We start from the raw sequence: 26915 nt of genomic DNA on the forward strand, positions 1-26915 counted from the left end.
GTGGCCACCCAACTCTCGCCCCATCGCCGCCGCAGCGCCGCCGACCAGGCCCTGGACGCCAACGCTCTGGAACTGTTTGCCCGCATCGCCCAGGCCGGCAGCTTTGCGCGCGCCGCGCGCGAGCTGGGCCTGACGCGCGCCGCGGTGAGCCGGCGCGTCGCCGCCATCGAGGCGGCCGTGGGCATGGCGCTGTTCGCGCGCAGCACCCGCAGCCTGAGCCTCACCGAGCCCGGCCGGCGCCTGCTGGCGCGCGCCCGCACCGTGCACGAGGCGGCCGAGGGCGCACGCCTGGCGCTGCGCAGCGAGCGCGACCAGCTCGGCGGCACCCTGCGCATCAGCGCCGCGCCAGTGTTCGGCGTGCATGTGCTGGCGCCGCTGCTGGCGCGCTTCCAGACCCTGCATCCCGACCTGCGCTACGAGCTGATCTTCAACTACCGGCGCGTGGACCTGCTGCGCGAGGGCGTGGACCTGGCCTTTCGCGCCACCGCGCGCCCGCCCGAGGACTGGGTGGCCCAGCCGGTGCTGCGCTATGCGGTGCGCCTGTATGGCCGCGCCGGGCGCGCGCCGCTGGAGGGGCCGCAGGCCCTGGCGGCGCTGCCCTGCCTGCTGGTGGGCCAGCACGAGGATCCCACCGAGGCCTGCTGGCTGCACGAGAGCAGCGGCGCGCGCCATGAGATGGCCCTGCGGTCTGCCGCCTGGGGCAACGATCTCGACGCCCTGCTGCAGATGGCGCGCCATGGCGATGGCCTGGTGCTGAGCCCGGATTTCTGCGTCGGCCCCGAGGATGGGCTGGTGGATCTGTTGCCCGGCTGGCGCCTGCAGCTCAGCGAGGGCGAGGCCATCCAGGCGCTCACCCTGCCGATGCCGGCCGGCTCGGAGACCGCGCGCGCCCTGGTGCGCTTTGTGCGCGAGGCGCTGGGCAGCGCCGCGCCCTAGCAGGCGGGGTCAGGTCTTGCGTCGCGCCTCCCTCCCTAATGCTGGGGATCCGGGCGGCTCTTGAAAGGGCCAGGGACGCTCCTATTTCAGGCATCGACCAGCCGGTCATTCATCTCAAACATCCTGAACGGAGCTCAAGCCATGTACCAATCATTGCTGAACTATCCGAGCAGCCTGTTCGGTCAATTCGAAAGGCTGCGCCGCGACCTTGATGACGCCTTCGGCATCTCGACCCTGCCCAGCAGCATTCGCTCGGTGGCCGCAGGTAGCTTGCCGATGATCAACGTCGGCCGCACCCGCAACAGCGTGGAGGTCTATGCCTTTGCGCCGGGCCTGGACCCGGCCAAGATCGAGGTCACCGTCGATCGCGGCGTGCTGCACATCGCGGGCGAGCGCGCCAGCGCGATTCCCGGCGACGGGGCCGTTCGCCTGAATGTCTACACGCGTGAACGTGTCTGCGGCCGCTTTGACCGCGCGGTGGCGCTGCCCGAGGACATCGATCCCGAGCATGTGCGTGCCAATTACCGCGACGGCGTGCTGCAGGTCAGCATCGCGCGCCGCGAGTCCGCGCAGGCCAAGCGCATCGCGGTGCAGTAAGGCCATCCAACTGCCAGACATAGGAGTAGCGATCATGAGCCAATCCCCCATGAATCAGACGCAGCAGCGGGATGATGCGCAGCGCGACGAGCGTGCCGTGCAGCCGCAGGTCGACGTGTTTGAGGACGAAGGCGGCATCACCTTGCTGGCCGATATGCCCGGCGTGCCCAAGGAGTTGCTGGAGGTGCGCGTCGAAGGCGACGCCCTGACGATAGAGGGCCGTGTGCAGCCGCAGACGCCGAAGGATCTGGAGGCCGTCTATGCAGAGCTGCGCGTGCCCTGCTACCGCCGCAGCTTCACCCTCAGCGGCGAACTCGACAGCGCGGGCATCGATGCCAAGCTGAAGGACGGCGTGCTGACCCTGCGCATTCCCAAGCAGGCCTATGCCCAACCGCGTCGCATCGCGGTGACGGCGGGCTGAGTCGGAGGCCGAAACCATGAGCAAACTCGCAGAGCAGTTGAAGCATGGTGCCGGCCAGGCCTGGGAATCGCTGTCCGAGGGCTGGCGTGAGCTGGGCGCGCGCGCCAGCGGCGCGCTGACCCGGTTCTGGTCCGTCGCGGAGTCACCGGCCGAAGGCGCCGCCGCCGCGCAGCCCAAGCCGGCGGCCGCCTTCGACGCACGCTGGCCGCCACCGGCGCGCTGGACCTTCATGGCGGTGGACATCTATGCCGACGAGCAGCAGCTCAGCGTGCGCATCGAGGCACCTGGCATGAGCCGTGAGGACTTCCGCATCGAGATGAGTTCGCCGCAGGTGCTCAGCGTGTCGGGGCACAAGCGCTGCGACGCGGAGTTCGATCGTGGCCACTACCGCCTGGTGCAATGCGCCTACGGCAGCTTCCGTCGCGACATCCATCTGCCCGCTGCCGTGGACGTGAACCAGGCACAGGCCCGCTACGAGAACGGGGTCCTGCGCATCGCCCTGCCGCGCCAGCAGGGCTACAGGCGCCAGGTCGAGGTGCGCGGCTGAACGCCAATGGCCGCGCCGCTTCAGCGATTCAACCCCGGCCGCGCCCAGCGCTCCAGCGCATCGAACAGCCATTGCACCAGCAGGGCCAGCGCGGCCGCGGGCAGGGCGCCGGCCAGCATCAGATCGCTGTCGTTCACCGCCAGGCCGGCGACGATGCGCTCGCCCAGGCCGCCGGCGCCGACAAAGGCCGCCACCGTGGCGGTGCCCACGTTCAGCACCGCGGCGGTCTTGATGCCGGCCAGCAGCACCGGCAGGGCCAGCGGCAGCTCGATGCTGCGCAGCAGCTGGGCGCGCCGCAGGCCCAGCGCCCGGCCGGCCTCGCGCAGCCCCGCCGGCACGCCCTGCAGGCCGGCATGCGTCATGCGCACGATGGGCAGCAGGGCGTAGAGGAACAGGGCCAGCAGCGCCGGCACGAAGCCGATGCGGCCCAGCAGGGCGATCAGAAAGGCCAGCAGGGCCAGCGAGGGCAGGGTCTGCAGCAGCCCCACCGCCGCCATCAGCAGGCCGGCCAGGCGCGGGTTGAGCCAGGCCCAGATGCCCAGCGGCACGCCCAGGGCCACGCCCAGCGCCAGCGAGCCCAGCACCAGGGTCAGGTGTTGCCCGAGCAGGCGCCACAGATCGGGCGCCAGCAGGCGCTGCCACAGGCCGGCGCGGCCCTCGGTAGTTGCCGCCGCTGCTGCCTGGCCCTCGGCCAGGAAGCCCGCTGCCACCGCGGCGAAGCTGCGCCCGTCCAACTCCACCTGGGCGTTCAGCTCCATCATGCGGTGCGCGTCGATGCGGCCGGCCAGCGCAGCGGCCAAGGGGCGCTCATCGAGCGAGGCTCGCATCAGCAGCAGGGCGTCGTAGCGCGGGAAGAAGTGGCGGTCGTCGCGCAGCACGCGCAGCGGCAGGCGCGCCAGCTTGGCATCGGTGGTGTAGACGTCGATCAGGTCCACCTGGCTGCCCGCCAGGGCCTCATAGGCCAGGCCATGGTCGATGCCCGCCGGCGCCGCCAGCCGCAGGCCGTAGGCGCGCGCCAGGCCGGGCCAGCCGTCGGCGCGTTGCAGGAACTCGTGCGAGAGCCCCAGGCGCAGGCGCGCCGCCTCGGCCGGCGCCAGCCGCGCCAGCGCCGAGATCGAGTCCACGCCCAGGCGCGCCGCATCGGCCTCGCGCATCGCCAGCGCATAGCTGTTGTTGAAGCCCAGCGGCACCGCCGCCTTCAGGCCGCGCGCCGCCAGCGCCTGGTTGAGCGCGGGCAGGTCCGGCGGGCTGCCCTCGAGCTTCAGCAGCTCGCGCGCGATCGTGCCCGTGTATTCCGGATAGACGTCGATGCTGCCGGCCTGCAGCGCCTGCGCCAGGATGGCGGTGTTGCCCAGGCCCTGCCGGTGCTCGGCGGCGACGCCGGCGCGCTGCAGGCTCAGCCGCACCAGCTCGCCCAGCACATAGCTTTCGGTGAAGCGCTTGGAGCCCACCTGCACGGCGGGTTGGGCACCGGCAGAGCCGATCAGAAGGCAGGCCAGCAGGCAGCAGAGCAGGGGGCGGCGCATGCGGCGATTCTGCGCCAAGGCAGGTGGGCAGCTATGCTTGCCGCCATCCCTGACGCACCGCTGCACCATGACAAACGCCGCCACCACGCCCCCCAGCACCCCGCTCGACGAACCCCGCCTGACCTCGCTCTCGCATGGCGGCGGCTGCGGCTGCAAGATCGCGCCGGGCCTGCTGTCGGAGATCCTCAGGGGCACGTCCAGCATGCCGATCCCGCAGGAGCTGCTGGTGGGCATCGAGACCGCCGACGACGCCGCGGTCTACCAGCTCAACGACGAGCAGGCCCTCGTCGCCACCACCGATTTCTTCATGCCCATCGTCGACGATCCGTTCGACTTCGGGCGCATCGCCGCCACCAACGCGATCAGCGATGTCTACGCGATGGGCGGCCGCCCCATCATGGCGCTGGCCCTGGTGGGCATGCCGATCAACCGGCTCTCCACCGCCACCATCGGCCGGGTGCTGGAGGGCGGCGCCGCGGTGTGCCGCCAGGCGGGCATCCCGATCGCCGGCGGCCACACCATCGATTCGGTGGAGGCCATCTACGGCCTGGTGGCGCTGGGCCTGGTGCACCCCAAGCGCGTCAAGCGCAATGCCGATGCGCGCAGCGGCGACCTGCTGGTGCTGGGCAAGCCGGTGGGCGTGGGCGTGATGAGCGCGGCGCTCAAGAAGGGGCAGCTGGGCGAGGCCGGCTATGCGCAGATGATCGCTAACACCACCCGGCTCAACACCCCCGGCCCCGACCTGGCCGAGTTGCCGGGCGTGCATGCGATCACCGACGTCACCGGCTTCGGCCTGGCCGGCCATGCGCTAGAGATGGCGCGTGGCGCCGGCTGCGCGCTCGAGCTCGACTGGGCGCGCGTGCCCCTGCTGGACGGCGTGCGCGCGCTCGCCGGCCAGGGCTACGTCACCGGCGCCTCGGGCCGCAACTGGGCCGGCTACGGTGCCGAGGTGGAGTTGCCCGCCGGCTTCGCGCCCGAGGACCAGGCCCTGCTGAGCGACCCGCAGACCAGCGGCGGCCTGCTGGTGGCCTGCGCGCCGGACGCGCTGGACGCCGTGCTGGCGGTGTTCGCGCGCCATGGTTTCGCGCAGGCGGCGCTGGTCGGGCGCATGGGCGAGGCCATGGAGCGGCCCCACCTGAGGGTGCGCTAGGCTGCGTTGATGCAGCCGCGATCCTCGGGATAGGCAGGGCGGCGGGCCGCCCGCAGAATCCGGCCCAGGGAGTCACCGCCAATGAAGATTTACCTGTCTTCGACCCTGGACGATCTGCGCGACTACCGGGCCGGCGTGATGGACGCGCTGCGCAAGGATGGCCATGTGGTGGTGGACAGCTACCTCGCCACCCCGCAGCCGACGCTGCAGCAATGCGTGGACGATGTGCGCGGCTGCGACATCTATGTGGGTGTGTTTGCATGGCGTTATGGCTGGCTGCCGCCCGGCCAGAGCCAGTCCATCACCGAGCTGGAATACCGCGCCGCGCTCGACGCCGGCAAGCCGCGGCTGATCTTTCTGCGCCCGCGCAAGGGCTGGCCGGGCGAGTATTTCGAGGAAGACAGCGAGGCCCATGCGCACATCGTCAAGCTGCGCCAGGAGCTGGGCGACGGCACGGCCCAGACCAGCAACCAGTTCAGCGACCCGAGCGACCTGGCCCTCAAGGTCAGCCAGGCCCTGCACGAGCAGGAGCGCCGGCAGGCCGGTGCGGGCGAGGCGGTGCGGCGCGAGCAGGCGGCCGGGCGCGGCAACTCGCTGATGGAGCCCTCGGCGCCGCCGCATCCGCAGCGCCTGGCCTGTGGCCTGCTGCTGCTGGGCGTGCGCGGCAGCGACGACGCCGCCCTGCAGCGCCTGCGCGACGCCATGCCGCCGGCCTGGCATTGCCAGGCGCGCGCCTGGACACCCGAGTCCGACGCCGAGCTGGCGACGCTCGATGCGCTGGCGGCGCGCGCGCGCTCGGTGGCGCTGCTGCTGAGCCCGGCCTCGCTGGCGCGCCTGCAGGCCTCGGCCGCCGGCGCGGAGCTGATGCGCTGGCTGGGCGAGCGCCTGGGCGGCGCCTTCGTGCTGAACGCCGGCGTGGATGCCGCCGCGCTGCCGCCGGCCTGGCCGGTGCGGCGCGTGCTGCCGGTGGCGCAATGGCTGGCCAGCCCGGCCGGCAGCCTGGGCGGCGAGCTCGCCGATCTGCAGGCCGCCCTGCCGGCCGATGAACTGGATCTCGACGACGAGGCCCTGGTGGGCCTGGCCTGCACCACCATCGCGATGACCGCCGCCGAGGCGCGCGCCCTGGCCGACGCGCCCGAGCAGGTGCGCGATCGCCTGGGCGCCGACGCCTATGCCTATTTCCAGGATGTCACGGCCCGGCTCGCCGGCGCCGGCAGCGACTGGACCGCGCGCTACGGCGCGCAGCGCGGCCAGTGGCGGCCCTTCGGCGCGCGCAGCGCCGACGAGCTGCTGGCCGATGCCGTCACGCGCCTCAACAGCCAGCCCTTTCTGGCGCGCCAGGAGCATGCGGCGCTGGCCGGCAACCGCGTGCGCCTGCGGCCCTATCCCTTCGACCCGCTGCGCCTGCAGGAGGGCATGCCCGCCGCCAGCGCCTACGAGGCGGCGCGTGCGCGCGGCTGCCTGGTGCTGATCGACGAGCTCTCGATGCTGCATCCCGATCTGCGGCCCTATGCCTCGATGTTCGTCAGCGATGCCAATGTCAGCGTGGCCACGCTCTCGCCGCTGGACCCGGCCGCCACCGCGCTCGACAAGCTCGTCAGCGTGGCCGGCCCCTTCAATGTCGGCGCGCTGGTGGACCGCTTCGGCAGCAAGCTCGACCCGCGCTGCGAGCTGTCCATCAACAGCAGCGCAAGGCTGCGGCGCTGGCTGCGCCTGGCCATCCCCGAGACCCTGGCCGTCACCGACGCCCAGGCCGCCGACCCTGAGCGCCGCGCCGCCTTCAAGCGCCTGGCCTTCGGCGCCCCATGATCTACACCTTCTATTCCTTCAAGGGCGGGGTGGGCCGCTCGATGGCGCTGGCCAATGTGGCGGACCGCCTGGCGCGCCGCGGCATGCGCGTGCTGGCGATCGATTTCGACCTCGAAGCGCCGGGCCTGGAGCGCTACTACCCGATCGACAAGGACGCCGCGCTCGCCAACCCCGGCCTGATCGACCTGCTGCGCGCCTTCAAGGACAGCCTGGCGGGCCGCGGCGAGTCGCTCGAGGCGGGCGCCTTCCGCAATCTGGCGCGCTTCGTGTTCCCGATCTACGAGCGCGTCGGCGAGGGCGGGCGGCTGGACCTGCTGACCGCCGGCTGCCGCAGCCCGGGCGAGGGCCTGCGGCGTTATGCGCTGGAGGTTCGCACCTTCGACTGGCAGGACTTCTACTACAACTGGGAGGGCGAGGCCTTCTTCGAATGGTTGCGCCGCGAGCTCACCGGCCCGCAGGGGCGCTACGACGCGGTGCTGGTGGACTCGCGCACCGGCGTCACCGAGATGGGCGGGGTGTGCGCCTACCAGCTCGCCGACGTGGTGGTGATGATGAGCGCCGCAAACCACCAGAACCTGCAGGGCACGCTGGACGTGGCGCGCGACTTCTGCTCGGCGCCGGTGATGGCGCTGCGCCATGGCCGGCCGCTCGAGCTGCTGGTGGTGCCGGCGCGCATCGAGCAGCGCGACCCGGCCCTGCTGAAGGCCTTCTACCAGCGCTTCCAGGAAACCTTCGAGGGCCAGATCCCGGCCGTGCTGGCGGGCGTGTCGGCCGAGTCGCTGGCGATTCCCTACGAGCCCGAGTACGCCTTCGAGGAAGTGGTGGTGACCGACCCGGCGCGGCGCGAGCGCCTAGCCAGCATCGGCGCCGCCTACGAATGCCTGGCCGACGCGCTGGTGATGCTGGGCGATGGCGCGATGCTGCGCCTGCAGCCGGCGGCGCGCGCGGCGCTGTGGCCGGCGCGGCCCGAGCCGGGCGATGACGCGGCCGCCGCCGCCGCGCCGCCGGCGCCCGGCACCGAGACCACGCTGCGCTACGACCCGACGCGCCGCTTCGCCGACTACGACGCCTTCATCTCGCGCGGCAGCGCCGCGCCGCTGGCCGAGGCGCTGGAGCAGGCGCTGCGGCGCTGCGGCGTGCGCGTCTATCTCGACAATTCGGCCCTGGTGCCGGGCGAGAGCTGGTCGCAGGCCACCGCCCAGGCCCTGCACCACAGCCGCCATCTGCTGCTGTGCCTGGACGCCGGCGGGCTCTCGCCCTGGCAGAAGCGCGAGGTCGAGCAGGCGCGCACCGCCGCCCAGGCCGTGCATGTGCTGCCGGTGCTGCTGCCCGGCGCCGAGCCCGAGCTGCTGGCGCTGGCGCTGCGCGGCATGGCCGATCTGCAGCCGGTGGACCTGCGCGGCTGGCCCGAGCGACAGGTGGAATTCGACCTGCTGGTGCAGCAGCTGAACCAGCGCGTGGGCGCCGAGGCCGCCGCGGCCGCGCCCACCGCCAGCTTCAATCCCTATGCCGGCCTGGCGCCTGGCGGCGAGGCCCATGCCGGCCTGCTCGACCTGCCCGAGGCGGCGCTGCAGGCCCTGCTGCAGGGCCTGGGCGAGCTGCACGGCATGCAGCTGCTGGGCCCCTCGGGCGTGGGCAAGACCACCCTGGTGGCCAGCGGCCTGCTGCCGGCGTTGCGGCGCGGCGCGCTGGGCCTGCCGGCTCCCGAGCTGCTGTGGATCGATGCGCGCCTGCAGCCCGACTGGTTGGCGCAGTGGCAGGCTCCTGAAGTCGAGGCGTCGCCGCGCATCACCATCGTCGATCACGCCGACGAGCTGCCGGCCGGCCTGAGCATGGACGATGGGCGTGCCGATCTGCCGCGTGCCGCCTGGCTGGCCGAGCTGCAGCGCGTGATGGCCGGTGCCGGGCCGGCCGCGCGCCTGCTGCTGATCGGCCGCCATGGCCTGCCGGCCTGGCCCGGCCGCAGCGTCGAGCTGCATGCCGTCGCCGCGCCGCCCGAACGCCCGCGCCTGGACGTGCCGGCGCTGCGCACCGGCATGGCCTTCGAACCCGGCCTGCTGGAGCGCCTGGAGGCCGACCTGCAGCTGGGCTGCGAGCCGCTCAGCCTGGGCCAGCTGCTGCTGCCGGGCCTGTGGGACAGCGCGCGCCATGGCTTTCTGGCCAACGAAAGCTATGCCGCGCGCGGCGGCGTGCCCGCCGCCTATGCCGCCCATGTGGACGCGGCGCTGGCGCGCAACCCGGCGCCGCTGCGCGCGCGCGCCGAGGGCCTGCTGCTGTGGCTGCTGCAGCTGGGCGGCGAGGCCGCCTGGGCCTGGCGCAGCAGCAGCTGGCAGCGTGTCAGCCAGCTGCGCGGGCACGATGCGAACGCCGCGCCGGCGCTGTTCTGGTTGGTGCGCGAGCGGGTGCTGCATCTCGAGCAGCGCGACGGCGAACTGCAGCTGCAGCTGCTGTGGCCGCTGCCGCCGGCCTCCTGCCCGGCCCTGCAGCGCCTGCTGGACGAGCATGGCCCGCAGCTGCGCCTGCGCGGTGCGCTCGCCTTCGCGCAGGAGCGCTGGCAGCGCGCCGAGCGCGACCCGGCCTCGCTGCTCACCGGCCAGGCGCTGCGCGATGCCCAGGGCCTGGTGGACGGCTGGGATGCCCATCTGACCCAGGACATGGTCGACTATGTGCAGGCCAGCCAGCAAAGCCTGCTGGAGGCCGGCCGGCAGGCGGCCGCGCAGGCGGTGGCCCAGGTGCGGCAGCGCCGCCATGTGCTGGTGGGCGTGCTGGTGGCCGCGCTGGGCGTGGGCGGCTTTGTCTGGACGCGCGGCCGCAGCCACGACGCGGAGCTCGCCCAGACCACCATGCAGGCGGCCGAACGCGTGCAGGAAAGCAAGACCGAGGGCGCGCGCGCCGCGGTGGCGATCGCCCAGGTCACCAGCGATGGCTCGGCGCGCCAGGCCGCCGAGTCGCTGCGCGGGCGGCGCGTGGCGATCCAGTACAGCGGTGCCTGCGAGCTGGGCCTGATGAACACGCTGGCGACGGCGCTCACCGCGCTGGGCGCGAATGTCGATGCGCCGCAGTATGTCGAGGCGCCGCTGCCCGGCGAGCTGCGCTACACCAGCGGCCACCAGGTGGCGCGCGATCTGCAGACCGTGCTGGGCGATCTGCTCGGCTCGATGGGGCTGAGCTTCCGCCCGGCGCTGAAGGAGCTGCCGGGCGAGCGGGGTGCGCCGCTGCTGCTGGCCCTGCCCGAACTCAGCCGCCTGCCCAATCCGCGCAGCGGCGAGGCGCGTGAGGGCCGCGATGGCAACACCCTGCTGCTGGTGCCGGCCGGCTGCGCCACGCTGGGCTCGGAGCGCGCGGCGCGCGAGTTGCTGATGCGCAGCCTGGGGGTGCGCTACATCAGCCTGTTCGACAACGACAAGCCGCTCGCGCACCGCTGGCTGGACGCCTACTATGTGCAGCGCACCGAGGTCACGAACGCGCAGTTCGGCCGCTATGTCGCGCAGGCCTGCGCCGAGCAGCCGGCCAGCTCGGCCAGCTCGGCCTGCCCTGCGGCCTGGAACGCGCGCGGCAAGCCCGATGAACCGGCGCGTTACCTCAGCTGGCAGGCCGCCGACGCCTATTGCCGCTGGATCGGCGGCCGCCTGCCCAGCGAGGAGGAATGGGAGAAGGCGGCGCGCGGCGTCGACGGCCGCCAATGGCCCTGGGGCAACGAGCCCGACGCCAAGCGCTTCCATGGCGAGCGCAATGCGCGCCGCCTGCTCGCCGCGGTGGGCAGCTACCCGGCCGGCAACAGCCCCTATGGCGCGGCCGACATGGCCGGCAATCTCTGGGAGCTCACCGCCTCGCCCTGGGGCGAAGGCTCGCATGTGATGAAGGGCGGCTCCTACCTGAACGACCTGGCCGAGGCGCGCGCCTCGCTGCGCTGGTCCAGCAGCGACGAGGCGCGCGGCGCCGACTACCTGGGCTTCCGCTGCGTGGTCGACTACCGCAGCCTGCGCTGAGCTGTTGATTCGTCGCGACGGTTGTCTATCCGTCGCCCGGTGGCGGCGGCCGGGCGACTCGTTTCCTATCGTGCTCCCATGTTCAACAAGGAGCACGACATGAGCAGCCACCTCAGCTTGGAGGCGCAGCGCGCCGAATTTGCGCAGCGCCGCTTTCTCGCCATGCCCCTGGCCGGCACCCTGGCCTGGGCGCTGATCGGCGTGGTGGGCGCCACCTGCAGCGTGCGCACCGCGGTGCTGACCCTCTACCTCGCCACCGGGGCCATCTTCTACCTGGGCCTGCTGATCGCGCGCTTCACCGGCGAGGACCTGCTGGGCCGGCGGCGGCCCCGCAACAGCTTCGACCGCCTATTCATGCTCGGCATGCTGCAGGCGCTGCTGGTGTTCGCGATTGCGCTGCCCTTCGGCATGCAGGACGCCAGCTCCCTGCCGCTCAGCATCGGCATCCTGGCCGGGCTGATGTGGCTGCCCTTCTCTTGGATCATCCAGCACTGGATCGGCGTGGCCCACGCGCTGGCGCGCACCGCGCTGATCCTGCTCGCCTGGCTGTGCTGCCCCGGCCAGCGCTTCGTGCTGATCCCGGCCCTGGTGGTGCTGGTCTACCTCGCCACCATGCTGGTGCTGGAAGCACGCTGGCGGCGCCGGCTGCCATCCATCCCGCCGCAGCCACAGTTCGCCGCATGACCAAGGCCACCGGGGTGGTGCGCCGCTATCGTGCGCCCACCTTGTTCATTGCATTGCTGCGACCATGAAAAAACCTCTGATGACCACCCTGTCCGCCGGCCTGGTGCTGGCCTCTCTTGCCGCGGGCGCACAGACGCCGGGCCCGGCCGCCACCCAGCTCGCGCCGCAGGCCGAGCGCCAGGTGGTGACACGCGCCGACCAGCTGCCGCGCCGCAGCCGCACGCTGGAGCAGCTGCCCAGCGACTACCTGGCGGCGCCGCTGAGCGCCCTGCAGGCACTGGGCGCCAAGCTCGAGGCCGATGTGCAGGCCGACCTGGCCGGCTACGACATCCGCGATGCCGCGACGCTGCGCGAGTACTACGGCGCCATGGCCACGCTGGCGCAGCTGCGCGGTGACTGGGCCGCCGTGCCGGCCTGGACGGCCAAGGCGCGTGCGTTGCAGGAAAAGGCCGGCGCCCGCCTCAGCAGCGGCGTGCTGACCGAGCTGCTGGCCCAGCAGAAGCTGCAGCGGCAGGACAGCGCCTGGCTGCGCGCCGAGGTGCAGCGCCGCTTCGCGGCCATGCCCTGGGCCGATGTGCAGGACAACCTGAAGAGCACCAAGGGCGGCATCGAGACCTACAACCCGGAGCTGGTGCGCGGCGCCTTCAAGAGCCAGCTGGATGCGATGGCCAAGAACGGCAATCTGGTGCTACCCGACCAGATGGTGCTGGCCATCATCGGCGCGCGGCTGCAGCTGGAACTGCTGCCGCCCAACCAGGCGGCCATCGTGGCCGGCCTGCAGGCGGTGCTGGACGCCAACAGCCAGGCCCAGGCCAAGGCCGATCTCTGGACGCCGCGCACCTTTGCGATCCCCGCCGATGCCAAGGCCCAGCCGGTGGTGCTGGCGGTGTGGGACTCGGGCGTGGACCTGAACCTCTTCAAGCCCGCCGCCGCGCGCGGCATGGCCTTCGATGCCGAGGGGCAGCCGGCCAAGGATCTGCTGCGCCCGCTGGGCGAGGCGGCGCCGCGCTGGCCGCAGCTGCGCAGCCTCATCAAGGGCTCGATGGACCAGCGCGCGGCGCTCGACACCCCCGATTCGCGCCAGTTCCGCGGCACCATGGCCGGCCTCAAGGCCGATCAGGTGAAGGGCTTCAGCGAGGACATGGCGCTCGCCGGCCTGTATGTGCACGGCACCCATGTGGCCGGCATCGCGGTGGAGGGCAACCCCTTCGCCCAGGTCTATGCCGGCACCATGTTGTGGAGCGCCGAGAGCGTGCCGCCCAAGCTCAGCGAGCCGCGCGCGCAGGCCGTGGCCGCCTCCTACCGGGCGATGGTGGCGGGCTTCAAGCAGGCCGGCGTGCGCGTCGTCAACATGAGCTGGCGCTACGGCCCGACCGCCTATGAGGCCGCGCTGGCCTATCACAACCTGGGCGGCGCGCCCGAGGCGCGCAAGCAGGAGGCGCTGCGCCTGTTCAAGATCGAGCGCGATGCGCTGCGCGAGGCCATCGCCGGGGCGCCCGAGATCTTCTTCGTGGCCGGCGCCGGCAACGAGGACAACAGCGCCGACTTCCAGGAATACATCCCGGCCGGCCTGGAACTGCCCAATCTGATCACCGCAGGCGCGGTCGATCACAGCGGCAGCGAGACCAGCTTCTCCACCTTCGGCAAGACGGTGGTGGTGCATGCCAATGGCTTCGAGGTGGACAGCCCGGTGCCCGGCGGCGAGCGCCTCAAGCTCAGCGGCACCAGCATGGCCAGCCCGCAGGTGGCCAATCTGGCCGCCAAGCTGCTCGCGCTCAAGCCCGCGCTGACGCCGGTGCAGCTGAAGGCGCTGATCCTGCAGGGCGCCGAGCGCCTGCCCGATGCCGAGGGCAAGCCCGGTCGGGTCAACCTGATCAACCCGCGCAAGAGCGCGGCGCTGGCCGGCATCCAGCTCTGAGCGGGCGGCTTACAAGTGGATGCAGGGCTCGGGAGGCGGGGCGGCTAGAATCGCGGGTTCGCCTGTGCTGCCGGCGCTCCCCCTCCCGTAGCAATCCGGCCCGTCGCCGCTCCCCGGCCCGGGCCCTGGGTCCATGTCAGTCTCGTCCAATCGTCTGTTCCACGTCGATGCCCTCAAGGCGCTCGCCGCCCAGGTCATCGTCCTGCACCACCTGTCCGTCTACGGTCCGGTGGCGCAAGCCATGCAGGCCCTGCTGCCCGATCTGACCGCGCTGCTGTTCCATTACGGCCGCATGGCGGTGCAGGTGTTCCTGGTGGTGGGCGGCTATTTGTCGGCGCGCGGCCTATCGGCGCGCGGCGGCCTGGTGAGCGGCCATCCGCTCGAGCTGATCTGGCGCCGCTATCTGCGCCTGGCGCTGCCCTTCATGGCGGCCGTGCTGCTGACCCTGCTGTGTTCCGAGCTGGTGGAGGACGCCCTGCCCGAGCTGGTGCCGCAAAGCCTGAGCCTGGCGCAGCTGCTCTCGCATGCCCTGCTGCTGCACGGCGTGCTCGGCCACGAGGCGCTCACCGTGGGCGCCTGGTATGTGGCGATCGACTTCCAGCTCTTCGGCCTGCTCCTGGGCCTGCTGTGGCTGGCGCGCTCGGCCGTGGGCCTGCCGCGTGCCTGGCGCATGGTGCTGGGCCCTTGCCTGGTGCTGCTGCTGTGCGCGGCCTCGCTGTACGCCTTCAATCTGATGCCGGAGCTGGACCATCTGGCGCTCTATTTCTTCGGCGCCTATGGCCTGGGCGCGATGGTGCACTGGCTGAGCCTGTCGCGCGCGCCGCGCTTGGCGCTGGCCGTGCTCGGTCTGCTGGCCCTGGGCGCGCTGGCCCTGGCCTTCCGCGAACGCCTGCTGCTGGCGCTGCTGACCGCCGCGGCGCTGGCGGTCTGGACGCAGCGCCCCAGCCAGGGGCTGCGCCTGCCCGACTGGCTGAGCCGGCTGCTGGCCCACCATGGCCAGCATTCCTATGCGCTGTTCCTGGTGCACTTTCCGGTCGTGTTGCTGCTGAACGCCTGGGTCGAGCCGCAGGCCGAGCCGCTGGGCGCCTGGGCCGCCGTCTACCTGCTGGCGGCCTGGCTGCTCAGCAATGTGGCGGCGCTGCCCTTCTACCGCTGGATCGAGGCACCGGCCGCGCGCCTGCGTCTGAAGGCGGCACCGGCCATCACCGCGCTTCAGCGCTGATCGGATTCGGTGCGCTGCAGATCGGCCAGGGTCTTGCCCGCCTCGTCGCGGAAGCGTTCGTCCAGCACCTCCAGCTGCTGGATGCGGTCGACGCGGAAGTTGCGAAAACCTTCGCGCAGCTCGCACCAGGCGGCAATCGTCCAGACCGGGCCCCAGAACAAGCAGGCCAGGGGCCGCAGCACGCGCTCGCTGCTGACGCCGCTGAGGTCCAGGTACTGCACGCGCAGCTTGTGGCGCGTCTCGGTGGCCTGGCGCAGCTGACCCAGGCGCGCGCGCGTGGCGTCGTCCAGACCGCGCAGCGGCGCGTAGACCGCCAGCCGTTCGGCCGCGGCCCGCGCGGCGGGGGGGAGCACGGCCAGGATCTTGGAGAGGGCGTCCTCGGCCTGGCGGGCCAGCGCCTCATCGAGCTGTCCCTGCGCCAGCCGCACCACCGCCACCAGGGCCTGTGCCTCCTCGGCGCTGAACATCAGCGGCGGCAGGTCGAAGCCCGCGCGCATGCGATAGCCCACCCCGGCCTCGCCCTCGATCGGCACGCCCTGCTGCTGCAGGGCGGCGATGTCGCGGTAAATCGTGCGTGCCGAGACCTCCAGCCGGGTGGCCAGGAAGTCGGCCTTGGTGAGGCGGCGTCCACGGATGTGCTGGACGATCTGGAACAGGCGGTCGGCGCGGCGCATGGGCGGCATTCTCCACTGCCGCTACAGTGCAGCGCATGCAAAGCAAGGAACTGCCTCACGTCATCATCATCGGTTGCGGTTTCGGTGGCCTGGAAGCCGCCCGCAGCCTGGCCGGTGCGCCGGTGCGCATCACCCTGCTGGACCGCAGCAACCACCATCTGTTCCAGCCCCTGCTCTACCAGGTGGCCACGGCGGGCCTGTCGGCGCCCTCGATTGCCGCGCCGATCCGCCACATGCTCAGGCGCCAGCGCAACTGCACCGTGCTGATGGCCGAGGTCACGGGCATCGCCAAGGCCGCGCGCCGCGTCAGCCTGGCGGATGGCCAGCAACTGACTTACGACGCGCTGATCGTGGCCAGCGGCGCCACCCACAGCTACTTCGGGCGCGACGAATGGGCCGAGCATGCGCCGGGCCTGAAGACCCTGGCCGATGCCTTCAAGCTGCGCGCCAGGCTGCTCAGCGCCTTCGAGCGCGCCGAGACCCTGGCCAGCCCGGCCGAGCGCGAGCCCTGGCTCAACTTCGTCGTCATCGGCGCCGGCCCCACCGGCGTGGAAATGGCCGGCACGCTGGCCGAGATCGCCCGCCACACCTTGCGCGACGAGTTCCGCCGCATCGATCCGGCGGCCGCCAGGGTGCTGCTGCTGGAGGGCTCGGAGCGCGTGCTGCAGGCCTTCCAGCCGGCGCTGTCGGCCAAGGCGCAGCAGCAGCTCGAAGGCCTGGGCGTGCAGGTGCGCACGCGCTGCAAGGTGGTGGCCATCGACGCCAGCGGCGTCGAGTTGGAGGAGCAGGGCGGCGAGCGCCAGCGCATTCCCACCCACACGGTGGTGTGGGCGGCCGGCGTGGCGGCCTCCCCGCTGGGCCGCGCCCTGGAGGTGCCGCTGGACCGCGCCGGCCGCGTCATCGTCGACGGCAGCCTCAACATCCCTGGCCACCCCGAGGTCTATGTGATCGGCGATCTGGCGGCGGCGCAAAGCCATGAAAAGGATGGCAGCAGCAGGCCGGTGCCGGGTGTCAGCCCGGGCGCCAAGCAGATGGGCCGGCATGCGGCGCGCCAGATCATGGCGCGCCTGATCCTGAACCGGCCCGGGGGTCAGACCTTGCCCCCCTTCCGCTACCGCGACTACGGCTCGCTCGCCACCATCGGCCGCAAGGCCGCGGTGGCGGATGTGGGCCGGCTGCAGTTCTCGGGCTATTTCGCCTGGCTGTTCTGGCTCTTCATCCACATCTACTTCCTGATCGGCTTCCGCAACCGCCTGGTGGTGCTGATGGACTGGGCCTGGGCCTACTGGAGCTTCCAGCGCTACGCGCGCATCGTGGTGGACGACAGCAAGGCCTGAGCCCGCGAAGCCCTCAGCCCATCGGCGTGCACAGCTCCACCAGCGTGCCGTCCGGGCAGCGCAGATAGGCCACGGTCTGGCCCCAGGGCTTGGTGGCCGGGGCGGCCAGGCTGGTGGCGCCGGCGGCCACGGCGCGCGCATGGGCGGCGGGCACGTCGACGCAGGCCAGGCCGATCTCCATGCCCAGCGGCGCGGCGGCGGCATCGGCGGCCAGGTAGTCGTGGCCCAGGTTGCCGCGTGCCACCGCGTGTTGCGCAAAGGCCAGCGCGGTGGCCCCGGTCTCCAACTCGCCGTAGGCACCGGACTCGTGCAGAAAACGGCGTTCCAGGCCGAAGGCGCGCTCGAAGAACTGCAGCGAGGCCGCGACATCGGCGACATAGACGATGGTGTAGGCGAATTTCATGGGTGACACTCCTTCTGAAGGGCACATCATCATGCGCCCCGGGTACTGACACGAGATGGCAGCAGCATGAACAGCAGCATGGGGGCAATCGGCAGGCGGCGGTTCTGCGCCAGCCTGCTCGCGGTGCCAGGTCTTGCCTGGTCGCAGCCGGAGCCGGCCGCCTTCCCCATATTCCCGCCGCTGCAATGGCAGCGCCGCCGCCTGGCCAACGGGCTGGAGCTGCTGGCCCTGGCCCAGCCGGGCGCTTCGGTGAGCGTGCAGCTCTGGTACCGGGTGGGTGGCCGCGACGACCCGCCAGGCCGCTCCGGCTTTGCCCATCTGTTCGAACACCTGATGTTCAAGCGCACGCGCTACCTGGCGAGCGAGCAGTTCGACCGCATGACCGAGGACGTGGGCGGCAGCAACAATGCCAGCACCGCCGAGGACTACACCGCCTACCAGAGCGTGGTGCCGGCCGAGCACCTGGAGCCGATGCTGTGGGCCGAGGCCGAGCGCATGTCCAATCTGCAGCTGGACCAGGCCAGTTTCGAGAGCGAGCGCGAGGTGGTGAAGGAGGAGTACCGCCAGCGCGTGCTGGCCGAGCCCTATGGCGCGCTGTTCGATGCCGTGCCGCGCTATGGCTTTTCGCAGCATGCCTACCGGCGCGGCGTGATCGGCAGCATTGCCGATCTGGACGCCGCCACCCTGGCCGATGTGCGCGCCTTCCACGCCAGCTACTACCGCCCCGACAACGCCCTGCTGATCGTCTGCGGCGAGTTCGATGCCGCCCAGCTCGACCGCTGGGTGGACTATTACTTCGGCAGCATCCGTGCGCCCGCCACGCCGGTGCCGCGCCAGCCCAGTGCCGAGCCCAGGCGCCAGCTGGGCGCGGTGCACGAGCTCAGCGCGCCGCAGGCGCCGCTGCCGGCCGCCGCGCTGATCTGGCCCGGGCCGCCCGCCGCCAGCCGCGATGCCGCCGCCCTGCAGGTCGCGCTGGGCCTGCTGGCGCTGGGCAACTCGGCGCGGCTGGACGAGGCGCTGGTGTACCGCGACGGCGTGGCCAGCAGCATCGGCTTCGAGGCCCAGCTGCATGCCGAGGCCGGCCTGCTGGTGGCGCATGCGATTGCCGCCCAGGGCGAGTCGGCCGCCGGCCTGGCCGCGCGGCTGCGGCGCGAGGTGCACAAGCTGGCCGAGGAGCCGATCAGCCCGCCCGAGCTCGACAAGGTCAAGACCCTGCTGCTGACCGCCGCGCTGGTGCAGCGCCAGACCCCGCTGGGCCTGGGTGAGCTGCTGGGCCGCGCCTGCCTGCTCCAGGGCGGGCCCGAGCTGCTGGGGCGCGAGCTGCAGGCGCTGCGCGCCGTCAGCGTGGCGGACGTGCAGCGGCTCTGGCGCCGCGACATCGTGCAGGCCCCGCATGTGACCCTGCTGTATGGCCGCGATGGCATGCGCCAGCCGGGCCGCGGCAAGCGGGGCCTGGCATGAGTCCTGGAATGAAGCGCCGGCAATGCCTGCAGCTTGGCGCGCTGGCCAGCCTGCCGGCCTGGGCGCAGCGCGGCTTCGACACGCCACCACCGCCCGGGCCCGCGCGCGCGCTGCGCTGGCCGGCGCTGGAGCGCGCCAGCCTGCCCAACGGGCTGGAAATATGGGTGGCACGCAAGCCCGGTGGCCTGCCCCTGGTGACGGTGCTGCTGCAGGTTGGCGCCGGCAGCCTGCACGATCCGGCCGGCAAAGCCGGCCTCGCCGAGCTGACGCTGGCGGTGATGGCCAAGGGCGCGCGCCGCGGCGACGAGACCATGGACGCTGCCGATCTGGCCTATGCGGCCGAATCGCTGGGCTCCGCGCTGGACATCGAGGTGTTGCCCGATTGCGCCCGCCTGGCGCTGACGGTGGGCACGGCCCGGCTGGAGGAGGCCGTCAACCTGCTGGCCGATGTGGCCTGCCGGCCCACCCTGCTGGCGGCCGAGCTGGAGCGCAGCCGCGCCCAGGCCCTGGATGCCCTGACCCTGAGCCTGGCCGATGCGCCGCTGCTGGCCGGCGAGCTGGCGCAGCGCCTGTTCTGGGGCGAGACGCCGCGCGGCCGCCTGGCCACGCGCGCCAGCCTGGCGCGGCTGCGGCGCGACGATCTGCTGGCCTGCCATCGCCAGCTGCTGCGGCCCGACAGCAGCCGCTTGATCCTGGCGGGCGATGTCGAGCTCGCTGAGGCGGTCGAGCTGGCCGAAGCCTTCTTCGCCGACTGGCCGGCAGCCCGGCAGCCGCTGCCGGCCCTGCCGCTGCTGAGCCCGCAGCCGCTCGCGCCGGCGCTGCTGCTGGACCTGCCTGGCGTCGACCATGGTGCCGGCCATTGCGCCGTGCTGCTGGCCGCGCCCGGCCCGGCCCTGGGCGTGGATGCGGCGCCCGCCCAGGTGGCACAGGCGGTGCTGGGCCAGGGCTATTCCTCGCGCCTGAACCAGGAGCTGCGCATCAAGCGCGGCCTCAGCTATGGCAGCAGCAGCCAGGCCGAGGCCCTGCCGGGTGCCGGCTGCTGGCGCCTGGGCGCGCAGACGCGCCCTGAGCGCGCCGCCGAGGTGGCTCAGCTGATGCGCGCCGAGCTGCTGCGGCTGGCGCGCGAGCCGGTGCCCGAGGCCGAACTGGCGGCGCGCCAGGCGGCGCTGCTGGGCGAGCTGGGCCGCGCCCCCGACACCAGCGCCGGCCTGGCCCTGCTGGTGGCGGAGCAGGCGCGCCAGGGCCGCGGCCAGCAGGCCCTGGCCGATTGGCCGGCCGCGCTGCGCGCCGTGCGGCCGGCCCAACTCCAGGCCCTGGCGGGCGCGCTGTGGCGGCCCGAGGCGCTGCGCTGTGTGGTGGTGGGCGATCTGAAGGGCGCGCGCGTGGAGGAGGAACTGCGCCGCCAATGGCCGGGCGCCTGGCTGCTGCGCGCCCAGGAGCTGGACCTGGGCAGCCGCACGCTGCGCAAGGGCGCTTGAGCGGGGCGGTTAGAATCCGCTCCGTCATTGGGGAGTAGCCGCCGTGCCGCACTGGTTTGCGAGCACGGGCCCGCGTCAACACACTTGGTCTCGCAGCGGACCATGGCGCGCGCAGCCCCCGGGAAGCGCCATCGCGGGTCCCGGATGCCTGGCAAGACCTTTGACCATGCAGCGCTCGGATCGGCCGGGAGCCTGTGTGGTCAATGGTTTCTTGCACCGGCCGTGGAGTCATTCTCAATGGAAGCCTTTCTCGTCTCCACCGGTCTGGTGGCCCTCGCCGAAATCGGCGACAAGACCCAGTTGCTGGCCTTTTTGCTGGCCGCGCGCTTTCGCAAGCCGCTGCCGATCTGCCTGGGCATCCTGATCGCCACGCTCGTCAACCATGCCGGTGCCGGCGCCCTGGGCAGCTGGATCACCGCCCTGCTGAGCCCCGGCACGCTGCGCTGGGTGCTGGGCCTGGGCTTTGTGGCGATGGCGATCTGGACCCTCATCCCGGATCAGATCGACGACGAGGTGGAGGGCGGCAAGGGGCTCAAGCTGGGCGTGCTGGGCACCACCATCGTGGCCTTCTTCCTGGCCGAGATGGGCGACAAGACGCAGGTCGCCACGGTCGCGCTGGCGGCCCGTTTCGACGCCCTGGTGGCGGTGGTGGCGGGCACCACGCTGGGCATGATGATCGCCAACGTGCCGGCGGTGCTGCTGGGCGATCGCATCGCCCACAAGATCCCGCTGCGCCTGGTGCACGGGCTGGCGGCCATGATCTTCGGCATCCTCGGTGTGGCCACCCTGCTGGGTGCGGGCGCGAGCCTGGGTTTCTGAAACAAAAAAGTCTGATGCCTGCTGGCATGCCGGCATGACCAGCGGCATCTGCGCATCGGCGTCTTGTTTTCGGGCCTGTCCCTCACAAGGCCGATGCCTACTGCTCAAACCCGCGATCGAGGAGTGTCAAAAGATTGCGGTGCGGGCGCAACTTCGGGGGATTTCCCAGGCTTTCTGCGCCTTGTGGGCGATCGAAGAATGGTGCTTCACCTTCCCTCGCAAGGAGTCGTCCACATGAACATCAGCAAGTCCACCCGGCTGTGCAGCGCGCTGGCGCTGGCTTATTCGGGTCTCGCCGGCCTGTGGGCCCTGCCGGCCCAGGCCCAGCAAACCACCATGGAGCGCGTCACCGTCACCGGCTCCTCGATCAAGCGCCTGGAGGCCGAGACCGCGCTGCCGGTCTCGGTGATCACGCGCGACCAGATCGAGAAGAGCGGCGCCACCAGCGTCGAAGACATCCTGCGCCGCGTCTCGGCCAGCACCGCGATGTTCTCGGATGGCACGCAGGGCGCGGGTTATGCCACCAGCAATGCCAATCTGCGCGGCCTGGGCGCCAACTCCACCCTGGTGCTGCTGAACGGCCGGCGCCTGGCCAACCATCCCTTCGGTTCGATCGGCGGCGCCGCGGCGGTGGACCTCAACAGCATTCCCTTCGCCGCCATCGAGCGCATCGAGGTGCTGCGCGATGGCGCCTCGGCCATCTATGGCACCGACGCGGTGGGCGGGGTGATCAACTTCATCACCCGCAAGGACTACAACAAGGGCGAGCTGACGCTGCGCTATGGCGATACCGAGAAGGGCGTAGGCGGGCGCGAGACGGGCGCCAGCCTGGCCTTCGGCATGGGCAATCTGGGCGCCGATGGCTACAACCTGCTGGTCACCGGCAATGTGAAGAAGCAGACCAAGCTGAGCGCCATCGACCAGAAGCTCTATCTGCGCAATGCCGACGAGGTGCCGGGCTCCGACCCGCCGACCTCGGGCCGCGCCTTCCCCGGCCGGCTGGTGGACTTCGACATCTCGCCCGGCGCCTATGCCAACGCCGGCGCCAACTTCAGCGCCTGCGATCCGGACTACACCATCGTGCAGGTGCGCAGCACCACCACCCCCAATGGCACGGCGAAGAAGCGCTGCCGCTTCATCTACCCGGCCATGCAGGAGAACGTGCCCGACTCCGACAAGGCCGATCTGTTCGGCCGCCTGACCTTCGCGCTCAACGCCGACCACCAGCTCTTCGTCGAGGCCTCGTTCGCGCGCAACCACAGCATCGGCCGCACCGCCGCGGTGCCGATCGACTCCACCGCCGGCCATGTGAAGGCCGACGGCACCTACCCCTCGTTCGCGCTGCCGGTGAACAGCAAGTACTTCCCGCGCGATCTGCTGCTGAGCCTGGGCTACACGCCGGCGCAGTTCGACACCCTGGGCAACGGCATGACCGAGATCGCGATGCGCTCGGTGAACGTGGGCCCGCGCATCAACGACAACACCAACGAGCAGATGCGCCTGGTGGTGGGGGCGAGCGGCCTGTGGGCCGGCTGGGACTACGACACCGCCATCAATCTCTCGCAGGCCAAGGGCTCGTTGGACTACTTCAACTACCTGCACGAGGGCCGCTTCATCACCGCCCTGGCCAGCGGCAAGGTCAACCCCTTCGGCCCCACCGATGCCGACGGCACGGCCCTGCTCGACGCGGCGCGCATGGAAGGGCGCATGCGCGAATCCAAGGGCACGACGATCGCCTGGGACGGCAAGATCAGCAAGGAGCTGATGCCCATGGCCGGCGGCAATATGGCGGTGGCCCTGGGCGCCGATCTGCGCAAGGAAAAGGCCAACGACAACCCGGTCAACCCGGACTACGAGCAGGGCCTGCACATCGGCGGCGAGGGCTCGGTGCCGCGCACCGTGGCCTCGCGCAATATCTACGCGGTGTTTGGCGAACTCTCGATGCCTTTTGCCAAGGGCTGGGAGGGCACGGTGGCGCTGCGCTATGACAAGTACAGCGACTTCGGCAAGACCTTCAACCCGCGCGCCGCGCTGCGCTTCCAGCCGATGAAGGAACTGCTGCTGCGCACCAGCGTGGGCACCGGCTTCCGCGCGCCCACGCTGTGGGACGTGCACAGCCCCACCGCCTTCACCAACACCGCCAACTCGCTGGTCGACCCCGACTGCCCGGCCGGCTTTGCGGGCGACCCGCGCTGCGAGACCCAGTTCAATGTGCGCCTGTTCTCCGACCCGAACCTGAAGCCCGAGAAGTCGCGCCAGTACGCCTTCGGCATGGTGCTGGAGCCGATGCGCAATCTCACCGTGGCGCTGGACTACTGGCATATCCAGAAGCGCGATCAGATCGGCACCATCGGCGGCGACGCCATCATGGCCAGCACCGATCTCTACAACAAGTACAAGAGCCGCATCCACCGCCTCGCCAACGGCTTCATCAGCTATATCGAGACCCCGGTGGAGAACCTCGGCGAGCTCAAGACCTCGGGCCTGGACCTGGATGTGCGCAGCAGCTGGGCGCTGGGCGAGATGGGCAAGCTCTCGGCCAGCTTCAACGGCACCTATATCGCCGAGTGGAAGCAGCAGAACGGCAAGGGCACGCCCTTCGTCAGCTACGAGGGCACGGCGGGCGATGGCGCCGGCGTGCAACCGGTGCCGCGCTGGCAGCACACCCTGGCCTTCGACTATGCGCTGGGCAACTGGGGCGTGACGCTGGAGAACAACTTCGTGAAGGGCTGGACCGAATCGGCCGGCCTGGTGGAGGCCAACGTGGGCGTGGCCAGCGAGCACAAGGTCAAGGACAGCAGCCGCTGGAACCTGGCCGTGAGCTGGAAACCGATGGCCAACCTGAACCTGCGCCTGGGCGCGCGCAACATCTTCGACCAGGCGGCGCCGTTTACCGCGGTGTCCAGCTACGGCTCGCACGCCACCGGCTTTGCCGGCTCCTTCACCGACCCGCGCGGCCGCTTCTGGTACGCCACCGCGAACTACCAGTTCAAGTAGCGTCCGGCGCGCCGCATCCGGGCGGCAACCCATGCCGTTCGACACCCCCTAGCACCCCAGGTGTTAGGGGGTTTTTTCATGGGGCGGCACCGTCCGGCGGCGGACTGCGGCATTGGCGCAACTTTGAAGGGTTTTCCTAGGGGCTTGCTGCACTGCAGCGGGCCAAAAATCCGGGCTCCCTCGCCGCGGGAGCTTTCCCTAATGGCCGCGTCAGAACGGCGTCCCGCAGCGAACCCCAATCTCATTCGCAGGAGTGAAGTACATGTTGAAATCAACCCGCCTTTGCAGCGCATTGGCCCTGGCCTATGCGGGCATGCTGGCCCTGCCGGCACATGCCCAGGACAGCTCGCTTGAGCGCGTCACCATCACCGGTTCGTCCATCAAGCGCATCGATGCCGAGACCTCGGTGCCCGTCACGGTCATCAACCGCGAGACCATCGACAAGTCCGGCGCCTCCAATGTGCAGGAGCTGGTGGATCGCCTGAGCTCCAACAACGGCGGCGGCCGCTCGATGGGCGAGTCGATCGGCGACTCGAACGCCACCGGCCAGACCGGCGCCTCGATGCGCGGCCTGGGCCGCGAGCGCACGCTGGTGCTGCTGAACGGCCGTCGTCTGACGCCTTACCCGTTTGCCGGCCAGGGCGTGGACCTGAACGCCATCCCGCTGGCAGCGATCGAGCGCATCGAAGTGCTGCGCGACGGCGCCTCGGCGACCTATGGCTCCGACGCCATCGGCGGCGTGATCAACTTCATCACGCGCAAGGACTACCAGGGCGGCGACATCACCGCTTCCTATGAGTCCCCGCAACACACCGGCGGCAAGGTCTCGGGCTTCCAGGGCGGTTTCGGCTTTGGCGACATGGCCAAGGACAAGTTCAACATTCTGGGCACCTTCAGCTACCAGAAGTACGACGTCATCCGAGCCAGCGACCGCGAGTTCTCCAAGACCGGCAATCGCCCCGACATCGGTGTGGTGAAGTCCTCGGGCAACACCTTCCCGGCCAATGCCTACACCGCGGACGAAGGCAACTTCGTGCCGGGCGCCCCGGGCTTCCCGAACTGCGCACCGCCCGACAGCTTCAAGGGCGGCTCCAACTGCCGTTACGACTACAGCGCCAAGATCGACATCTCGCCGGCCTCCGAGCGTACCGGCGCGCTGGCACGTGCCACGCTGGCACTGAACAACGACCACATGTTGTTCACCGAGTTTGCCTACTCGAAGAACGAGATCACCTTCGGTTCGTCGCAAACGCCGTCCAGCACCACCGGTCGTCCCGACTACCTGTACCCCGCCGGCGGCAAGTACTACCCCACCGCGGCGGTGGAAGCTGCCCAGCCCGGCTATCGCGGTGACCTGATCATCGCCTGGCGTATGGTGGACGGCGGTCAGCGCCTGACCAAGACCACCAACGACATGACCCGCTTCCTGGTCGGTGCCGAGGGTACCGTGGCGGGCTTCGACTACAAGCTGGGTCTGATGAAGGCCAAGTCGAAGGCGGTCGAGACCTTCCTGACCGGCAACTTCTCCGACACCAAGCTGGTGGAAGTGCTGAAGACCGGCAATGTGAACCCGTTCGGCCCCAACGACGAAGCCGGCCTCAAGCTGCTGAAGTCGGCCGAGCTCTCGGGTGAGAACCGCCGTTCGCACACCGACACCGATGGCTTTGACTTCTCGGTGACGCGCGAGCTGTTCGCCCTGGCCGGCGGCAACGCCGCCGTCGCGGTGGGCCTGGATCTGCGCAAGGAAAAGTACCTCGACGGCTACTCCGAGATTGCCGGCTCCGGCGACATCGTCGGTGGCTCGGGCAATGCCGGCAAGGTGCAGGGTCAGCGCAAGACGCAGGGCTTCTACGGCGAGCTGAACATGCCCGTGCTGAAGGACGTGGAGCTGAACCTGGCGGTGCGTACCGACCGCTACAGCGGTGCCTCGGGCGAGTCGCGTGACGGCAAGTTCTCGTCGCCCGACATGTCGGCCACCAGCCCCAAGGTGAGCCTGCGCTGGACCCCCAGCAAGACGCTGCTGCTGCGCGCCTCGGTGGGCAAGGGCTTCCGCGCTCCGGCGCTGGACAATATGTACGCCCCGGCGGCCGGCACCAACCTGGCCGGCAACTTCAACGACCCGTACTACAACACGCTGGTCGGTTGCGCCAACAAGCCCAACCCCAACTATTGCGATACGCAGCTGACGGCCATCAACCACAGCAACCCCAACCTGAAGCCCGAGAAGTCGCGCACCACCGCCCTGGGCATGGTGTTCGAGCCGATGAAGGATCTGTCCCTGGAAGTGGACTACTTCGACATCAAGCTGACGGATGGCATCGATTCGCTGACGGGCGACGACATCATGAAGGACTGGTACAAGAACCAGACCGGCCCGACCACCAGCTCCTCGGTCTACGCGAACCGCCTGATCCTGAATGCCCAGGGCTATCTGGACTACGTGAACGCGTCGCTGGAGAACCTCAGCAAGCAGCAGGCATCCGGTTTCGACCTGAGCGCCAAGTACCGCTTCCGTTCCTCCATGGGCACCTTCACGCCGGGTTGGGAAGGTACTTACCTGACCAAGAGCACGAAGACCAATGTCGTGACCGGCGCGCTGGAAGACAACCTGGGCAAGTATGACCAGGGCGGTCCGGTGGTGCGTCTGAAGCAGGTCTACACCCTGGACTGGGATTCCGGTGCCTGGGCGGCCGGCGTGCGCTACTTCCGCCAGAGCGGCTACGAGGACTACGACAAGGTCAAGCAGGTCGATCATTACGACCTGTGGGATCTGCAAGGCCAGTACAAGGGCATCAAGAACCTGGCCATCACCGTGGGCGTGCGCAACCTGTTCGACAAGAAGCCGCCGGTCACCGTCCAGGAAGACTACTTCCAGGTCGGCTTCGACCCGACCTATGCCGATGTCAAGGGCCGTACCTACTACCTGCGCGCGAACTACAAGTTCTGA

At 70.8% G+C, this 26915-nt stretch carries 19 protein-coding genes and 1 riboswitch; of the genes, 16 read left to right on the forward strand and 3 right to left on the reverse strand.

Annotated elements, in window-relative coordinates; genetic code table 11:
* From PFX98_RS08820 to PFX98_RS08835, 4 genes are all read left to right on the forward strand, one after another.
* Positions 1-936 (forward strand): LysR family transcriptional regulator, encoded by a 936-nt coding sequence (locus PFX98_RS08820; protein ID WP_285234825.1) that lies wholly within the window; start codon positions 1-3, stop codon positions 934-936.
* 141 nt (positions 937-1077) lie between these two features.
* Positions 1078-1533 (forward strand): Hsp20/alpha crystallin family protein, encoded by a 456-nt coding sequence (locus PFX98_RS08825; protein ID WP_285234826.1) that lies wholly within the window; start codon positions 1078-1080, stop codon positions 1531-1533.
* A 34-nt stretch (positions 1534-1567) separates the two neighbouring features.
* Positions 1568-1954: an Hsp20/alpha crystallin family protein gene (locus PFX98_RS08830; RefSeq protein ID WP_285234827.1), complete on the forward strand. Its 387-nt coding sequence runs from the start codon at positions 1568-1570 to the stop codon at positions 1952-1954.
* 16 nt (positions 1955-1970) lie between these two features.
* Positions 1971-2501 (forward strand): Hsp20/alpha crystallin family protein, encoded by a 531-nt coding sequence (locus PFX98_RS08835; protein ID WP_285234828.1) that lies wholly within the window; start codon positions 1971-1973, stop codon positions 2499-2501.
* A 20-nt stretch (positions 2502-2521) separates the two neighbouring features.
* Here the strand turns inward: PFX98_RS08835 and PFX98_RS08840 are convergent, their stop codons facing one another.
* On the reverse strand, positions 2522-4027 hold the full coding sequence (locus tag PFX98_RS08840; RefSeq protein WP_285234829.1) for a glycine betaine ABC transporter substrate-binding protein: 1506 nt from the start codon (positions 4025-4027) through the stop codon (positions 2522-2524).
* A gap of 67 nt (positions 4028-4094) precedes the next feature.
* Here PFX98_RS08840 and selD point away from each other — a divergent pair, with 67 nt between their 5' ends.
* From selD to PFX98_RS08870, 6 genes are all read left to right on the forward strand, one after another.
* On the forward strand, positions 4095-5177 hold the full coding sequence (gene selD / locus PFX98_RS08845) for a selenide, water dikinase SelD (RefSeq protein ID WP_285234830.1): 1083 nt from the start codon (positions 4095-4097) through the stop codon (positions 5175-5177).
* An 81-nt stretch (positions 5178-5258) separates the two neighbouring features.
* Positions 5259-6986: a DUF4062 domain-containing protein gene (locus PFX98_RS08850; RefSeq protein WP_285234831.1), complete on the forward strand. Its 1728-nt coding sequence runs from the start codon at positions 5259-5261 to the stop codon at positions 6984-6986.
* Positions 6983-10975, forward strand: a complete 3993-nt coding sequence (locus PFX98_RS08855) for a KGGVGR-motif variant AAA ATPase (protein ID WP_285234832.1) — start codon at positions 6983-6985, stop codon at positions 10973-10975. The genes PFX98_RS08850 and PFX98_RS08855 overlap by 4 nt, the downstream gene beginning before the upstream one ends.
* A gap of 99 nt (positions 10976-11074) precedes the next feature.
* Complete coding sequence (locus tag PFX98_RS08860) at positions 11075-11659, forward strand: DUF7010 family protein (RefSeq protein ID WP_285234833.1); 585 nt, start codon at positions 11075-11077, stop codon at positions 11657-11659.
* A 64-nt stretch (positions 11660-11723) separates the two neighbouring features.
* A complete protein-coding gene (locus PFX98_RS08865; protein WP_285234834.1) occupies positions 11724-13577 on the forward strand; it encodes a S8 family serine peptidase in 1854 nt (617 codons plus the stop codon).
* Positions 13578-13710: 133 nt separating this feature from the next.
* Entirely contained in the window at positions 13711-14799 is a 1089-nt protein-coding gene (locus tag PFX98_RS08870) for an acyltransferase family protein (protein WP_285234835.1), read from the forward strand.
* Here the strand turns inward: PFX98_RS08870 and PFX98_RS08875 are convergent.
* Positions 14790-15473, reverse strand: coding sequence for a helix-turn-helix transcriptional regulator (locus PFX98_RS08875; protein ID WP_285234836.1), 684 nt, complete (start codon positions 15471-15473; stop codon positions 14790-14792). The two genes, PFX98_RS08870 and PFX98_RS08875, sit on opposite strands and share 10 nt — an antisense overlap.
* 35 nt (positions 15474-15508) lie before the next feature.
* Between PFX98_RS08875 and PFX98_RS08880 the strand changes: the two genes are divergently transcribed.
* Positions 15509-16810 carry an NAD(P)/FAD-dependent oxidoreductase gene (locus PFX98_RS08880; RefSeq protein ID WP_285234837.1) on the forward strand — a complete coding sequence of 434 codons (1302 nt, stop codon included), beginning with the start codon at positions 15509-15511 and terminating at the stop codon, positions 16808-16810.
* Between the two features lie 13 nt (positions 16811-16823).
* Here PFX98_RS08880 and PFX98_RS08885 read toward each other — a convergent pair whose 3' ends face one another.
* Positions 16824-17213, reverse strand: a complete 390-nt coding sequence (locus PFX98_RS08885) for a VOC family protein (protein WP_285234838.1) — start codon at positions 17211-17213, stop codon at positions 16824-16826.
* A 66-nt stretch (positions 17214-17279) separates the two neighbouring features.
* Between PFX98_RS08885 and PFX98_RS08890 the strand changes: the two genes are divergently transcribed.
* The 5 genes from PFX98_RS08890 to PFX98_RS08910 all read left to right on the forward strand — a co-directional run bounded on the left by PFX98_RS08890 (position 17280) and on the right by PFX98_RS08910 (position 26915).
* A complete protein-coding gene (locus tag PFX98_RS08890) occupies positions 17280-18674 on the forward strand; it encodes a M16 family metallopeptidase (RefSeq protein WP_285234839.1) in 1395 nt (464 codons plus the stop codon).
* A gap of 8 nt (positions 18675-18682) precedes the next feature.
* A complete protein-coding gene (locus PFX98_RS08895) occupies positions 18683-20152 on the forward strand; it encodes a M16 family metallopeptidase (protein ID WP_285234840.1) in 1470 nt (489 codons plus the stop codon).
* 17 nt (positions 20153-20169) lie between these two features.
* A riboswitch (yybP-ykoY riboswitch) is annotated at positions 20170-20291 on the forward strand.
* A 98-nt stretch (positions 20292-20389) separates the two neighbouring features.
* On the forward strand, positions 20390-20971 hold the full coding sequence (locus PFX98_RS08900) for a TMEM165/GDT1 family protein (protein WP_285234841.1): 582 nt from the start codon (positions 20390-20392) through the stop codon (positions 20969-20971).
* A 234-nt stretch (positions 20972-21205) separates the two neighbouring features.
* Positions 21206-23968, forward strand: a complete 2763-nt coding sequence (locus tag PFX98_RS08905) for a TonB-dependent receptor (protein ID WP_285234842.1) — start codon at positions 21206-21208, stop codon at positions 23966-23968.
* A 262-nt stretch (positions 23969-24230) separates the two neighbouring features.
* On the forward strand, positions 24231-26915 hold the full coding sequence (locus PFX98_RS08910; protein ID WP_285234843.1) for a TonB-dependent receptor: 2685 nt from the start codon (positions 24231-24233) through the stop codon (positions 26913-26915).

The organism is Paucibacter sediminis, assembly GCF_030254645.1.
Taxonomy (GTDB): Bacteria; Pseudomonadota; Gammaproteobacteria; order Burkholderiales; family Burkholderiaceae_C; genus Paucibacter_B; species Paucibacter_B sediminis.